We start from the raw sequence: 14,512 nt of genomic DNA on the forward strand, positions 1-14,512 counted from the left end.
TTGTCCGCTTTCAAGGGGAAGGCGGAGATCCTCCGCACCCAGCTCGCCCGGCTGGAGCCTGGCGGCGAGCCGGTGGACCCGGCCGAGCACGGGCGGCGCCTGAGACGTGGGCTACTCCTGAGACGTGGGCACTCCCCAGAGCAGGCGGGCCGCCTTGAGGCTGAGATGGACCAGCAGCCGGTCCTCGCCGTCGGCCAGGTCGCGGCCGGTGAGCCGCTCGGCCTTGCCCAGCCGGTAGTAGAGCGTCTGGCGGTGCACACCGAGCGCCGCGGCGGCCGCCTGGACGTGACCGGCGCGGTCGAGGTAGCCCTCCACGGTCCTCGCCAGCTCCCGGTCGTCGGCCAGCCCGGCGGTCTCCTCTGCCAGCTCGCGCAGCTCGGCCGGTGACAGGCGGGCGAGCGTCCGGTAGACGCCGAGGTCGGACCAGGCCGCGACGGGGGCGAGCGCGGGCACCTTGCCGGCCACGTTGAGCGCCTGCACGGCCTCCCGCCAGCTCCGCCAGGCCTGCGCGGGATCGGCCCGGGCGTCGCCGACCCCGGCGGCCGTGCCGTACATGCCCTGGACCCGGCGGGCCAGCTCCCAGGCCTGGCCCGCCGGGGCGAGCAGGGCGACCAGCGACTCCCCCTGCACGAGGAGCCCGGGGTCGGCGAGCACGCCGCGCGGCAGCGTCCAGAGCGCGGCCACCCGGTCCAGCGAGCTCCGGACGGCGATCGCCGTCACCGGGCCGGGCACGTTCAGCCGGGCCAGCGCCCAGGAGCGCTCGTCGGCGTCGGAGGAGAACAGCTCCCGCAGGTTCCTGCCCAGATCCTGGCGGCGGCGGGTCTCCTGGGCGAGCACGGCGGCGACCCGGGCGACCAGGTCCGACACCGAGGCGAGCGCGTCACCGCCGAGCGTGCCGTCGTCCAGCAGCCACAGGTAGCCGTAGGTCACCCCGTGGTGCCGCAGCGGCACGCACACCCGGGCCAGGACGCCCAGCTCGGCGTCCTCGGGGATGCGGACCGGGCCGGGCGCGGTCGCGATGCCGTACCCCTCGAAGTAGGCTCGCACCTCCTCCGTCGCGCGGCGGCGCAGGATCGACTCCTGCCGCACCTCGTCGATGTCGCCGCTCTGCGCGGCGTAGGCCAGGAGCTGGAACGAGCGGTCCTCCAGGGTCGCGGAAGCACCCAGCCTGGCGGCGATCTCGTCGACTGTCTCCTGAAGCACCCTCCCATTGTTGTACATCTGTATGAACAGAGGTTCCGCCGGTCGTGGCAGATGCACATGAGGCATATTTGAGCTGGGGTTTTAGTCTGAATACATGCTCGGTTCCCTTCTTCTCGCCGGATCGCGGGTGCCGCTCGTCCGACGCGCGGTGTCCGGCGTTCCGCTGACACGCAAGGTCGTCGACCGCTTCGTCGCGGGCGAGACCACCCAGGACGCGGTCGCGAGCGTCCACCGGCTGACCGACGCCGGTCTGGCCGTCACCATCGACCATCTGGGCGAGGAGACCCGGGACGCCGAGGCCGCCGCCCAGACCGCCGACGCCTACATCGTCCTGCTCGGCGCGCTGCGCGAGCTGGAGCTCGGCGACCGCGCCGAGGTGTCGGTGAAGCTCTCCGCGGTCGGGCAGGCGCTCGGCGCCGACGGGGACAAGATCGCCCTGGAGAACGCCCGGCACATCGCCGAGGCCGCCCGGGCGGCCGGAGCGAACGTGACCTTCGACATGGAGGACCACACCACGGTCGACTCCACCCTGGGCGTCCTGCGGGCGGTGCGCGAGGACTTCCCCTCCGCCGGCGTCGCCCTCCAGGCCTACCTGTTCCGCACCGAGGACGACTGCCGCGACCTGTCACACGAGGGTTCGCGGGTCCGTCTGGTCAAGGGCGCCTACGCCGAGCCCGCCTCGGTGGCCCACCAGAGCAAGAGCGAGGTCGACAAGGCCTACGTCCGTTGCCTGCGGATCCTCATGGCGGGACGGGGCTACCCCATGGTGGGGACGCACGACGACCGGCTGATCTCGATCACCGAGACGCTCGCCGACCGCTTCGGCCGCTCCCTGGGCGAGTACGAGTACCAGATGCTCTACGGGATCCGTACCGACAAGCAGCAGGCGCTGGTCGGCGCCGGTCACACCATGCGTGTCTACATCCCCTACGGCGACGACTGGTACGGCTACTTCATGCGCCGCCTCGCCGAGCGTCCGGCGAACATCGCCTTCTTTCTTCGTGCCCTTGGAGGCAAGTGATGGATGCCATCTTCAACGTCCCGGCCCCGGCCAACGAGCCGACCCTCGGCTACGCCCCCGGCAGCGCCGAGCGCGCCACGCTCGAGAACCGCGTCAAGGAACTGGCCGGAGCCCAGCTCGACCTCACCATGACGATCGGCGGCGAGCAGCGGATGGGCGGCGGCGCCTCCATCGACGTGGTCCAGCCGCACAACCACGCCTCCGTGCTCGGCCGTACGGCTGACGCCACCGCCGACGACGTGCGGGCCGCGATCGACTCCGCGCTGAAGGCCGCTCCGGCGTGGCGGGCGCTGTCCTTCGAGGAGCGGGCCGCGATCTTCCTCAAGGCCGCCGACCTGCTCGCCGGGCCGTACCGGCAGACGCTGAACGGCGCCACGATCCTGGGCCAGTCGAAGTCGGCGCAGCAGGCGGAGATCGACTCGGCCTGCGAGCTGATCGACTTCCTGCGCTTCAACGTGGCCTACGCGCGCCAGCTCTACAGCGACCAGCCGGTGTCGTCGCCGGGCGTGTGGAACCGGATGGAGTACCGCCCGCTAGAGGGCTTCGTCCTGGCGATCACGCCGTTCAACTTCACCGCCATCGCCGGCAACCTGCCCTCGTCGGCGGCCCTGATGGGCAACGTCGTCGTCTGGAAGCCCTCCCCCACCCAGCAGTTCGCCGCGCACTTCACGATGCGCCTGCTGGAGGAGGCCGGGCTCCCGCCGGGCGTCATCAACATGGTGACCGGCAACGGCGCCGCCGTCTCCGAGGTCGCGACGACCCATCCGGAGCTGGCCGGCATCCACTTCACCGGCTCCACCCCGACCTTCCAGCACCTGTGGTCCACGGTGGGCGCCAACATCGGCTCCTACCGGGGCTACCCGCGCCTGGTCGGCGAGACCGGCGGCAAGGACTTCGTACTGGCCCACCCCTCGGCCGACCCGGCGGCGCTGACCACCGCGCTGGTCCGCGGCGCGTTCGAGTACCAGGGGCAGAAGTGCTCGGCGGCGTCCCGCGCCTACGTGCCGCGCTCGGTCTGGTCGCTCATCCGTGACGACCTCGTCGGCACCGCCGAGTCGCTGACCATCGGCGACGTGGCCGCCGACCTGTCGACCTTCATGGGCGCGGTCATCGACGAGCGGGCGTTCGCCAAGCACAAGGCCGCGATCGACCGGGCCCGCGGGCTCGACTCGATCAACGTGCTGACCGGCTCCTACGACGACTCCACCGGCTACTTCGTCAAGCCGACCATCCTGGAGTCGGCCGACCCGACCGACGAGATCTTCACCAAGGAGTACTTCGGGCCGATCCTCGGCGTGCACGTCTACGACGACGCGGACTTCGACGCGGTGCTCGACCAGATGGAGAGCGTCTCGCCGTACGCGCTGACCGGCTCGATCATCGCCCAGGACCGCTACGCGATCGCCTCGGCGTCGGAGCGGCTGCGCTTCGCGGCGGGCAACTTCTACATCAACGACAAGCCCACCGGGGCCGTCGTCGGCCAGCAGCCCTTCGGCGGCGCCCGCGCCTCGGGCACCAACGACAAGGCCGGTTCGATCTTCAACCTGATCCGCTGGGTGAACGCCCGCACGATCAAGGAGACGTTCGTCCCGCCGATTATCACGCCGCCATATAGGGGAGACATTCCCCAGACCGGCTGGCAGGAGCCCGACTTGAGGAAACTCGGCTACCCGAGCGGCCGATAACGGCGACTGAAAACGGCGACGTCCGGGACTCATGCATCCGAGTCCCGGACGTCGCCGTTTTCTCCCGTGACTGATTTTGACCGTGCCCAGGGACCGGCACTCGGGGCCAGTGTTTCCGCCCACACTCCAGACACCTCGGCCCACCGGCGACCAGAAGCGACCGAAACCCAACGCACCCCGCCACCCGCGACCGCACCAGCCCCCCGCTCGTCCGGCGTGGCAGGCACCGGCACGGCCAACGCCGGTTCGTGGCCCCGCTTTGTACCCGCAGGACAGAGGCTCCGCCGATGATCGAAAGGCTCACGGCGCCTCCAGCACCTGGGCAGCCGCTGGCGGCCTTGCACGCGTTACGGTCCGTCACAGGCCGAATACCTGTTCAAGGCCGCCTCCACTGCTCGCCTGTCCTCGCTGACAGTCACGTCGCCCAGTGGACCAACGGGGCAGACGGCACCTCACACCCGCAGCCCCTGATCACCGCCTACGTCGGGCTCGACGCGATAGCCAACCTCGCATAAGTCGTCTTGGTAGCGTATGAGTTCTTTGGCGGCAGCCTCGGCGTCGGCGATTTAGGCGAGCATGAACGACGCTCCATCGTGCCTCTGGGGTCACCCCCAGCCATCGGGCCACCTGCGGTGCGGTCATTCCCCCGGCGAACATCTCCGCCGCCCGAAAGCGCACCTGCTCATGCTGCACCCGCGCCTGGGACGACAGTCCCCCTCTGTCCGGATACCTCATACCTCCGGTGTACAAACCCAGGAAAGCGCAGTCGGCGATCGGCCCGTCTTCGACGTGACCTCAGCATTTCAAGATCAGTAGCGTTCAGCGCAGTGACCGCATGTAGATCGCCGCCCCGCGAGTAGGATCGAGTTGCGATATCCATTCCGCTGGCGCCTGTCCTGTTTTCGTCAGTGCGAAACCACGCCTAATGAACCAGTCACCCGTGCGCGTCGAAGCCGCGTAAACGGACCGCGCGCCATGCCGACGCGCGTCGTCCAGTACTGCTTCGAGAAGGAAACCGCCGATCCCTCTGCCTTGATGGGAGCTACGGACGCAGAAATTGTAACAGACTGCGTAAGGGCCGGCATCCGATTCCTCTATGTGCCGCCCAACGCAGGCGATCAAATCCTGCCCATCGGTGGCGACCCAGAAGTCTGCAATCGAGTCGGCAAACTCGAAAATATCCCGTCGGCGAAGCATTCCCTCCGAGGCGAAATGCACGGAGAGTTTATATACCGGTTCCAAATCCTCATTGCAGGCTTTCCTTACTGTTATATTGCCAAGGTCGGCGGAGGTTGACATGATCAGCTTAGAACATTAATCCCGACCAGGGAGCCGGCCAGTTCGGGGAAAGCTCCCGCGCCCACCAAGGCCACGCCCGAGTGCGTCCAGGGTGATGTTCCCCTTCCTGCGCCAGTGGCCAGAGCGAAAGAATTCCCGGCCGGGGCGCCTTCAGCCGGCAGGGATGGGAGCCAGGTCGCAGATTCCTTGCGTAGGATATTCTTCCTCCAACATCGCGTTGACGACAGGGCTGAAGAGGCGCGCGAAAACGCAAAGGTCCGCCAGCGGCCCCGCAGTGCGGGCGAACAGGCCGTCCAGCATGCATCCAAGCACCCGCGCCGTATCCTCCCAGGGCTCTCCGGTGTTCGTCTGTAGGTCGTTCGGGCCGAATCCGATGAGATCGCCGCCCAGCTTCATCACTGCCATGGAGAAAGCGGTGCGGGTACGGGTGGATGTCTTGGTGAAAAGTGTTCCGAACACTTTCCGACCAACGGGCGCACATTTGCCGAATCATCCTTAAACAGGGCACACGATCGACCAAATGCCAGACCCGGCCGGCTCGAGATCTCTAATGCTGAACAAGTCACGTTCTGAGCCGACCGGATCGGGCAAGGGAGAAGTGGGGACGATGTTTATCAACTTAATCCCTTCTAAATCATGTTCCAGGACCCTTCAAAGGAAGTGGTTATGGGGTCACCGGAGGCCCAGGCCAAGGGAAATGTCATTCGGATCGGCAAGCACCGAAATTTTCGTTCACCCACTTTTCATGGAATACCGATTCCAGATGTCGCTCGCCGAGATCTGGAGATATGGCCATATCGACAAGCCGGTCATCGGGGTCCTGATCGGCTAGCCAGGATATCGCCCCGGCGACCGCCGTGCCCGTTGATCCTTCGAATAGGAAGCCTACGGCGACCATCCGGTGGCAGCTTCGAAGGGCCTCCAACTCAGGTACGTGGACAACGTCATCCACGTACCTTTCATCCAGTAGCGGGGGCCGGACACTGGGGCCCAGGCCAGGAATGACTCGCTTCTGTGGCGTTCCTCCGAAGGTAACCGTTCGCCTTCGGTCATCAGAGCACCCAGACCGGATTTCCCTGGACGGTCGTATAGCGGGTGCACCGGGCTTCAATTTTCGATCAGGCTGAAGTTGACCGTCTCATATTTAAGTGGGTCGCCGACTGCTGCGTGCTCCCCATCTGGAAATTTTCTGCCGCCGCGCCAGGAGGCCGACAGCATGGTGAGCACGAAAGATGATTTTTCTGCCGCATGATTATCATCCGGTTCCGCAAGCTGATATCGACACCTAGAGAGCCAACTGAAAGAGGTAGCGAAAAATAGTTGCATGACAACAGGGAGATCAAGGCGCCCCACATCCTTACTTTCTTATCACAGAGCTTGATCCTGATCAAGCCCTCGCTCATCATCTTATCGATCGATTAGAGGGCCAAGCCGCCTCGAAAGTCGTTTCCGCTGGTGCGTCGAGCGTCCGCAGTTTCGATTACCGACGGGGTCGAAAAGCATGTGATGGCTGCAGGCGCCGCCGGCTACCGGGCTTGCTTGCTCTGCACTCCCGTTTCGCTATGGACGGCAGCGACGGGTACTACATCCGTAGATCTTGATTCTTTTGGTCTCGCCGTGAAACGTACTGGTGGTCTGTTGGATAAAGCAGCTGCCGGGTATCACCTGATTAACGCTCGTTCGAGTGTTTCGGGGGATGTGATGACCACTCGTGTGCAGGCTCCGGCGGCTCCTGGTCCATCAGAGGACTACGCGGCGCGTTTTGATGATCTGTTCTCGCATGTGGGGCAGCGGTGCGGGTTGCGCGAGTATCTGGCCGGGCTGCTGCTGCCGCGCGAGCGCAACAAGACGCTGACCTGCCTGGCCGGGGCCGAACCCACGACAGGGATCAACGACCCGGCGGTGCAGCGGATGCAGTACTTCCTGTCGGAATCGGTGTGGGACCCCGAGGCCGTCAACGAACGACGACTGACGTTGCTGCGTGCCGATCCGGTGGTTGCGCCGCACCCGGGCGGGGTGCTGGTGATCGACGACAGCGGCGACCGCAAGGAAAGCCACGCCACCGATCACGTGTCCCGCTAATGGCTGGGCCGGCTCCGTAAGACCGACAGCGGCATCGCCCGCGGTGACCGCGTTATGAGCCGATGAACGGCTGTGGAACAGCGCATTGCGCTCTCTCCCGATATTCCGTGATGTGTGGGTGCCGCCGTTTCCCAATGACTTCGGGTCGGCGATCGGTGGGGCGGCTCTGGCCATGATTCAGCATGCAGGGTTCCAGCCGATCGAGTGGCATGCCCGCCTCGGGCCAGCCCTGCCGTCCACCACACGGATGAAGGACGGCTGGTCGGCGGTCGAATGCACTCCAGCCCAACTCGCTCGCCTCCTGCACGAATCCGGAGAGCCCGTGATCGTCTTCCACGGTCGGGCTGAGCTCGGGCCGAGGGCTCTCGGTGGACGCAGCATTCTGGCTGCTCCGACCTCAGTCGGCATGAAGGACAGGCTCAACCAGATCAAGGGCCGTGAGCCGCACCGTCCATTTGCCCCTATCTGTCTCGTCGATGAGGCTCCGGCGATCTTCGCGCCGGGGACCCCGGATCCGTACATGCTCTTTGACCACGATGTCCGGGCTGAATGGGTTAGCCGCATCCCCGCGGTCACCCGCCTTGACGGAATCGCCAGACTCCAGACAGTATGTCAGGGCGACGATCCGTTTCTCGCCGCGGTCCTGGCGGAGTACCACTGGCTCAGCGGGGTGCCGGCGCTGTGCAACACCAGCGCCAACCTCAACGGCCGCGGTTTCTTTCCGAACGTGGAGTCCGCGATGGCATGGGGCGAAGTGGATCGGATCTGGGGCGAGGGTGTGCTCTACCAGCGTGTCCACGACTGACCGGGGAGGCCGCCGACCGGCAGGAAGAACTGGTGAGGCCGTGACCGCGGTGCGAGACGCACTCGCCAAAGCACAGGTTCTCGTCGAGGCGTTACCATGGCTGAAACGGTTCCACGGCAGGATCGTGGTCATCAAGGTGGCCGACCCGACTCTGGCTGACGAAGGACTGAAGAGGGCGTTCACCCAGGATGTCGTTTTCCTTCGGCACGCCGGACTCAAACCAGTCGTTGTGCACGGCAGCGGACCGCACGTCGGTATACAGCTCCACGCGATGCGGTCCTCCGTCCGCTGTCCCGCGGACGTGGTCCGGACGGCCGCCGCGGGACTGGCACAGCGTGACCTCGTTCAGTTGCTGAACACCTACGGTCCTCTAGCTGTCGGTGTGAGAGGCGAAGACGGGCACATCGTGCTCGCATCCACCGGGACGGTCGGGGAGATAGAGGACCGGCTCTTCCGCACACTGCTTAATGACGGCCGGATCCCCGTGATCTCGAATTGTGTACGCGGCATGGACGGTCTCGCCCACCTCGTCGACGGGGATACCACTGCCTCCCTTATAGCGGCCGGATTACAGGCAGAGGCGCTGATTCTACTGACCGACCCGGCTGAGGGCACCGCATATGACGCAGGATGGCTCACGCCGGAGAGCCGGATCGTGTCGCCCTCCAGGCCGAGCGGCGGCACGGCGATTACGATGGAAGCCTGCGCGCGGGCACTGCGGTCCGGGGTTTCCCTGGCGCGGGTGCTCGACTGCGAGGTGCCCCACACGCTGCTCCAGCAGTTCCATCTTCCGACACCGTATTGAACGGCCTTGCCGGATCGCGGAGCACGGAGATGATTCCACCTGGAAACGGCGTGCGGACGATGGTGACCGACCTGGTTCACCGGCCCGCCACCACCAAAGCCATAGGCCGGTCAGTGCACTCCCTCGTCCCCGGGACCACGCTTGGCCGCCATCCGCATCCTGGCAACCGCGCCCCGCTCGTTCCAGGTACGGCGAAGCTCGGCTCGCAGCCGGGCGTCGGTGCGGGCGAGGATGTGCTGGTTTTCCCGCTGCAGTTTGCGGTAGCCGGCCGGTCGCGTTCTTCCAGTGTGCCGTTTTCGACGGCGGACAGAACGGCACAGCCCGGTTCGGAATCGAGTGCGCAGTCGTGGAAGCGACACTCCTCGGCCAATTTTTCGATCTCCGAAAAGACATGGGGGATGCCGGTATCGGCACCCCCCAGACCGACACCGCGAATACCGGGAGTGTCGATGATGCACCCTCCCTGAGGCAGAGGGAGAAGCTCGCGGGTGGTGGTGTACCGCTGCGGGTGCCGAAAATTCATCCGTGCAGGTCAAGGCGTTGATTGATGATCACGTGCTCCGTGCCTTGGAGTCACGGAGCCTACGCCGCTGCGGCATGATGATTCGTCGTGCTGCTGCGCTTGGTCTACCTCACCGCGACGGTCATCTTCGCGTTCCTGCGGCTGCTGCCGAAGAGTGATCGCGACAAGGAGATCGAGGTCCTGGTGCTGTGGCGCCAGCTGACGATCCTGCGGCGCCAGGTGGCCAAGCCGGCCTTCACTCCAAGCGACCGCTTCTGCTCGCCGGGTTGTTCTGCCGCCTGTCGAGAGACAGGTTCCGGCACCTCACACTGCTGGTGCGCCCGGAGACCATCCTGCGTTGGCATCGCGACCTGCTCAGACGCCGCCACGCCGTGACCTGCACGCCCCGGCGGCGAGGGCATCCGCGCACCATCTCCTCCATCTGCTTGCTGGTGCTGCGCCTGGCTCGGGAGAATCCCTCCTGGGGGTACCGGCGTATCCACAGCGAGCTGGCCGCGCCCGGTACCGTGGTCGCCGCCTCCACCGTGTGGGAGGTCAAGGTTCACGGCATCGATCCGTCGCCTGAACGCCAGCACACCGCCCGGGCCGGCTTTCTGCGCAGCCAGGCGGACGCCCTGCTGGCGTGCGACTTCTTCGAGGTCCGCACCTTGACCGGGGCACGGCTGTACGTCTCGGCCATCATCCAGCATGCCACCCGGCGGGTGAGATCCTCGAGGTCACCGCGCATCCCGCGGGGCAGTGGGTTGTCCGGTTCGGCCGGAACCTCGTCACGGACCTGCAGAAGGCGGGCAGCACCGTCGGATTCCTCATCCGCGGCCGCGACGCGAAGTTCGTCGCGGCCTTCGAAGTGCTGGCCGATGCCGGGATCAGGGTCGTCACGACTGGTATCCGGATAACCCGAATGAACGCGATCACGGAGCGCTGGATCCAGACCTGTAGGCGCGAACTGCTGGACCGCACGTTGATCTGGAACCAGCGCCACCTGCTGTATGCCCTGCGCGAGTTCGGGATGTCCTACACCGGTCATCATCGGCCGCACCGAGCCCTCCGCCAGACTGCTCCGCTTCGATCGCTGCCCGGCCAGTGCGCCGACCGAGCCCCCGGATCACCCGGCTCGACGTTCGCCGGCATAGTCGACCCGGTAGCGCCCCCTGGGAGCACCAGCATGCGCCCTGACCTGGACGAATGAATCTTCGGCAGCTGCGACGCCGGCGAGGTCGGCTCGGTGGAGTCCTGCGCGAGTACTCACATTCCGCTTGAGCTGCATGGATGTGGTTTTCGGCAGGCACAGGTCCGGGCCTGAGCGGTCAGGAGGCCAGGCGCAGCTCCGGGTCGCCGCCCTCGGCGTACGCGATGATCCGCGCGAGGACGGTGTCACGGAGCCTGCGGACGTCGGCTGCGGGGTACCGCGCCGCGTCGAACAGCGTGAGCAGCAGCAGGTCGTCACCGCGCTCCTCGATCTCGGTGACCACCGCCTTGTGCGGCGGCCCGATCGGCCCCGGGTGGTACGGCTCGATCCGCGCGTCGCCGAGCCGGATCGACAGCTGCCGGCCCACCCCGACCTCGACCCAGCTCGCCGTGCGCGGCCTGCCGAACGCCTCCGGGGTCAGCGCGCGCACCAAGTGGTGCATGCTGAGCTGCCCGTTGGCCTCGGACCGGTACGCGCTCTCGGCCGCCACCCGCACGGCATCGGAGAGGCGCTCGCAGCCGGTGTAGTCGGCGTGGTGGATGACCAGCTGCGCGAACCAGCCGACGGCGCCGCAGTCGCGGGCCGAGCTTCGGTTGGCGTGCGGCACCACGCTGGTGATGACCGGGTCGCCGGTGACCTCAACGACCGCGGTCTGCACACAGGCCATCACCAGGGCGAAGACGGTGTGCCGCCGATCCCGGCAGCGGGCCTGCAGAAGCTCGACGAGCGGCGCGGTGAGCAGGTGCTCCAAGCGGCCGGGGACACCCGGCGTGCCGGGCGAAAGGTCCTGCTCGAAGGGCAGTTCGGTGTGCGCGGGCAGGCCCTCGATGCCGACCTCGCGACGCCAGAAGTCGACGATCCGGGCACCGCCGGGACCGGCCGCGAGGGCCTCCTGCCGCTGGACGTACTCGTGGTAGGCCCAGTTCTCGGTCACCTCGGCGGGCTCGTCGTACTGGGCGGCGAGCTGGTGGTTGAGGACGTCGATCGACCACTCGTCGGTGGCCAGGTGGTCGGTGGCCAGGACGAAGACGTGGTGGTCATCGCCGACCCGGATCAGGCGCGGCCGGATCCGCAGTGTCTCCTCCGGGGTGAACGGCTCGTCGAACAGCTCGCCGACTCGGTCGGCCAGCTCCTCATCGGCCGCGTCACTGCCCCAGGCCGGGTCGGCTTCCAGCTCCTCGACCGGCACCACGATCTCGGGGACGGGGTGCACCCGGGAGATCCAGCCGTCGCCGTCGCGCTCGAACGATGAGCGCAGCATGGGATGGGTGGCGACCAGGGCGCGGAGCGCGGCGGACAGCCGGGGTACGTCGATCGGCCCGCGCACCCGGTAGGCGGTCGAGAGGTTGAACGGGCGTGGTTCCAGGCCGCGTGCGATGAGGGCGCTCATCCGTTCCAGGGCCGCCGCCACCTGCAGCGCGACCGGTGCCCGGTCGGGGGAGATGGCGGAGGCGGCGGCGTCGCCGTCGTCGGTCCGGGCGGCGTCCGCAACGATCTTGCGAAGGTCGGCGAGGCCGTACGCGTGGCGCAGCACCTCGGCGGCGCCGATCCGCACGCCGAGACCTTCCTCGATCTCGACGGCGAGCTGGGCTGCGGTGAGGCTGGTGCCTCCGGCCGCGAAGAAGTCGCCGTCGGACCCGGTGTTCCCGACCAGTCGTCGCCAGATCGCGCCGACCGGGTCGTCCCCGTCCGCGTCGCCGGTCGCCACCGGGACGAGCGCGAGGGCGGCGGCCCGATCGAGCGAGCCGTCGGGGCGCCGCGGCAACTCCGGGACGACGACGATCTCCTGGGGAACCATCGCGGTCGGCAGGACGGCGCGCAGGGCCGAACGCACGGTCTCGGCGTCGGTGTCCGCCGACTCCATCGCGGCGGCCAGGCGGCGGTCATCCGCGAGCCCGGCCACCACGTCGACCACCCCCGGCACGCCGCGCGCGGCGTTCTCCACCTCGGACGGCACGACGCGCACCCCGCCCACCTTGATCTGGTCGTCGAGCCGTCCGCCGTGCAGGAGGGCGCCGTCCGCCCGCGTGCTCACCCGGTCGCCCGTGCGGTACCAGGTGACTCCGTCGCGGACGGTCAGCCGAGCCGCGAAGGCGTCGCCGGAGCCCAGGTAGCCCAGCGCCAGGCAGCCGGCCAGCCACAGCTCGTGGCCGCCGGACGGCACTCGCTCAAGGCGGGTGCGCACGTGCGGCAACGGAAAACCGATCGGGAGGCTCTCCGCATGGTCGGTCGGGTCGGACGCGTCGAAGATCAGGTCGGTGATGGTGGTCTCGGTCGTCCCGTACGCGTTCAACAGCCGCTGCCCCGGTGCGGAGAGCGACCACCAGCGGCGTGCGTCGGCGATCCGGGCCGGTTCCGAGCCGACCACGACCAAGCGCAGACTCGGTGGGACCCGTTCGCCGCGTGTCTCCCGTTCGCGCAGCCAGGCCGCCCACGAGCTGGACGGCAGGTTGGCGACCGTCACGTCGTGCGCCCGCAGGGTCGCATCGAGGTCCGGCAGCCGGGTGGCCGGTTCATCCGGCGCGACCAGGCAGGCCCCTACGGCCAGGGCGGGCAGGATCTCCTCGAGGGCGACGTCGAAGGCCGGGGACGCGAACATGAGCACTCGGTCGTCCGGGGTCAGCGCGAACGCATCGGCGATGGCCGCGACGTGCTTCGACAGCGGTTCGTCGCCGCCGATCACACCCTTCGGCTCGCCGGTGCTGCCGGAGGTGAAGAGGATGTACGCCGCGTCGTCGCCGGCCGGATCGCCACCGGCCGCGGGGTTGATCGTCGGCTCGCCGTTCGCGTCGTGCCGTACCACGGCACCCGCGCCGACCCGCGCGATCAGCTGTTCCCGGCGCGCTGGGGGAGTGGTCGACGGGTCCAGCGGGAGCACGACCAGGCCGGCCTCGAGGATGGCGAGCAGAGTCGGCACCCAGCCGTCGCCGCAGAGCGCCTCGACGGCGACTGCGGTGCCGGGGGCGAGGTCCTGCGCGCGCAGCAACTCAGCCCGCCGGTCCACCTCGGCGGCTAGCTGCGCGTACGTCCGGCTTCGGCCCTTTCCGATGAGGGCCGGCGCCCCGGGACGCTCCGCAGCGTGCTGGCGGAACGCGTGCGTCAGCGACCGGCGAGCAGTGGTCGGGTTCATGAAACCTCCTGGTCTGTCCGCGCGCGGTCGAGCGCCCGCGCGACTACAGTGACGAGTTCGGACGGGTCGGGGCGGAAGAAGAAGTGGCCGCCCGCCATCGTGTGCATGGTGAAACCGTCCACACCGCACTCCTGCTGCCAAGCCGCAGCGTCCTCGGTGGTGCAGCCAGCGTCGGCGTCGCCGTGCACCACCGTGACCGGCACCGGCAGCGGGGGTGCGGGCCGGTGGCGCCAGCGTTCGGCCACCGCGAAATCAGCCCGCAGCGTCGGCATGATCAGCCGCATGAGTTCGTCGTTCTCCAGCACGGCGGGCGGGGTGGCGTCGATGACGCGCAGAGCCGTGATGAACTCGTCGTCGTTCATCCGGTGCAGATCCATGTGCCGGACCCGCCAGGGCGCCGGGTAGGACACGGCGACGAAGTGGCGCAGTCCCTGGTGAGCGTCGGCCCGCATCAACGCGCGGGCCAGTTCGAACGCGATCAACGCACCCATCGAGATGCCGAGTAGCGCGTACGGCTCGTCGGTCGGCAGGTGGCCCTCGACGAGCAACCCGGCGACGAGATCGTCGAGGTCGGACGGCATCGGTTCGAAGATGCGTTCCCGGCGGCCCGGCAGCGGCACCGCGAGCGGCTCCAACCAGGACGGGGTCAGCGCCGACCAACCCCGGAAGACGTCGGCCGAGCCCCCGGCGTACGGGAAGCAGAGCAGTTTCAAGGCCGCCGCCTGGCGGCCGCGAGCGGCATTGACCGAGATCGATACCATGCTAGCCTG

Annotated in this window: 12 protein-coding genes and 1 pseudogene; 6 read left to right on the forward strand and 7 right to left on the reverse strand. The window is 67.9% G+C overall.

All coding sequences use genetic code 11. From position 1 onward, the window contains the following. Positions 1–111: 111 nt before the first annotated feature. The gene (locus BM085_RS11025) at positions 112–1,203 is read right to left on the reverse strand and encodes a PucR family transcriptional regulator (protein WP_245789250.1); all 1,092 of its coding nucleotides are present in this window, start codon (positions 1,201–1,203) and stop codon (positions 112–114) included. A gap of 94 nt (positions 1,204–1,297) precedes the next feature. On the opposite strand from BM085_RS11025, the gene BM085_RS11030 reads away from it, so the two are divergent. Both BM085_RS11030 and pruA read left to right on the forward strand, forming a co-directional pair. Further along, positions 1,298–2,224 carry a proline dehydrogenase family protein gene (locus BM085_RS11030; RefSeq protein WP_093886920.1) on the forward strand — a complete coding sequence of 309 codons (927 nt, stop codon included), beginning with the start codon at positions 1,298–1,300 and terminating at the stop codon, positions 2,222–2,224. Next, entirely contained in the window at positions 2,224–3,909 is a 1,686-nt protein-coding gene (gene pruA, locus BM085_RS11035) for an L-glutamate gamma-semialdehyde dehydrogenase (protein ID WP_093886921.1), read from the forward strand. Before BM085_RS11030 ends, pruA begins: the two co-directional genes overlap by 1 nt. 819 nt (positions 3,910–4,728) lie before the next feature. Here the strand turns inward: pruA and BM085_RS47390 are convergent. From BM085_RS47390 to BM085_RS42845, 3 genes are all read right to left on the reverse strand, one after another. Further along, positions 4,729–5,208, reverse strand: a complete 480-nt coding sequence (locus tag BM085_RS47390; RefSeq protein ID WP_093886922.1) for a GNAT family N-acetyltransferase — start codon at positions 5,206–5,208, stop codon at positions 4,729–4,731. Positions 5,209–5,358: 150 nt separating this feature from the next. Continuing rightward, on the reverse strand, positions 5,359–5,667 hold the full coding sequence (locus BM085_RS11045; protein ID WP_218158681.1) for a hypothetical protein: 309 nt from the start codon (positions 5,665–5,667) through the stop codon (positions 5,359–5,361). A gap of 648 nt (positions 5,668–6,315) precedes the next feature. Beyond that, the gene (locus BM085_RS42845; protein ID WP_143120876.1) at positions 6,316–6,561 is read right to left on the reverse strand and encodes a hypothetical protein; all 246 of its coding nucleotides are present in this window, start codon (positions 6,559–6,561) and stop codon (positions 6,316–6,318) included. 348 nt (positions 6,562–6,909) lie between these two features. Here BM085_RS42845 and BM085_RS11050 point away from each other — a divergent pair. The 4 genes and pseudogenes from BM085_RS11050 to BM085_RS45215 form a co-directional block, all read left to right on the forward strand. Beyond that, a pseudogene (locus BM085_RS11050) lies at positions 6,910–7,287 on the forward strand (transposase); the annotation flags it as partial. Between the two features lie 73 nt (positions 7,288–7,360). Then, positions 7,361–8,095 (forward strand): carbamoyltransferase C-terminal domain-containing protein, encoded by a 735-nt coding sequence (locus BM085_RS11055; RefSeq protein ID WP_093886924.1) that lies wholly within the window; start codon positions 7,361–7,363, stop codon positions 8,093–8,095. Between the two features lie 40 nt (positions 8,096–8,135). Continuing rightward, a complete protein-coding gene (argB, locus tag BM085_RS11060; protein ID WP_093886925.1) occupies positions 8,136–8,900 on the forward strand; it encodes an acetylglutamate kinase in 765 nt (254 codons plus the stop codon). 610 nt (positions 8,901–9,510) lie between these two features. Then, complete coding sequence (locus BM085_RS45215) at positions 9,511–9,798, forward strand: hypothetical protein (protein WP_218158683.1); 288 nt, start codon at positions 9,511–9,513, stop codon at positions 9,796–9,798. A gap of 166 nt (positions 9,799–9,964) precedes the next feature. Here the strand turns inward: BM085_RS45215 and BM085_RS45220 are convergent, their stop codons facing one another. The 3 genes from BM085_RS45220 to BM085_RS11075 form a co-directional block, all read right to left on the reverse strand. Beyond that, positions 9,965–10,462 (reverse strand): hypothetical protein, encoded by a 498-nt coding sequence (locus BM085_RS45220; protein WP_218158684.1) that lies wholly within the window; start codon positions 10,460–10,462, stop codon positions 9,965–9,967. A gap of 268 nt (positions 10,463–10,730) precedes the next feature. After that, positions 10,731–13,742, reverse strand: coding sequence for an AMP-binding protein (locus BM085_RS11070; RefSeq protein WP_093886926.1), 3,012 nt, complete (start codon positions 13,740–13,742; stop codon positions 10,731–10,733). After that, positions 13,739–14,503 carry a thioesterase II family protein gene (locus BM085_RS11075; protein ID WP_093886927.1) on the reverse strand — a complete coding sequence of 255 codons (765 nt, stop codon included), beginning with the start codon at positions 14,501–14,503 and terminating at the stop codon, positions 13,739–13,741. Before BM085_RS11075 ends, BM085_RS11070 begins: the two co-directional genes overlap by 4 nt. Positions 14,504–14,512 lie beyond the last annotated feature (9 nt).

It is taken from the genome of Streptosporangium canum (assembly GCF_900113865.1).
Lineage (GTDB): Bacteria > Actinomycetota > Actinomycetes > Streptosporangiales > Streptosporangiaceae > Streptosporangium > Streptosporangium canum.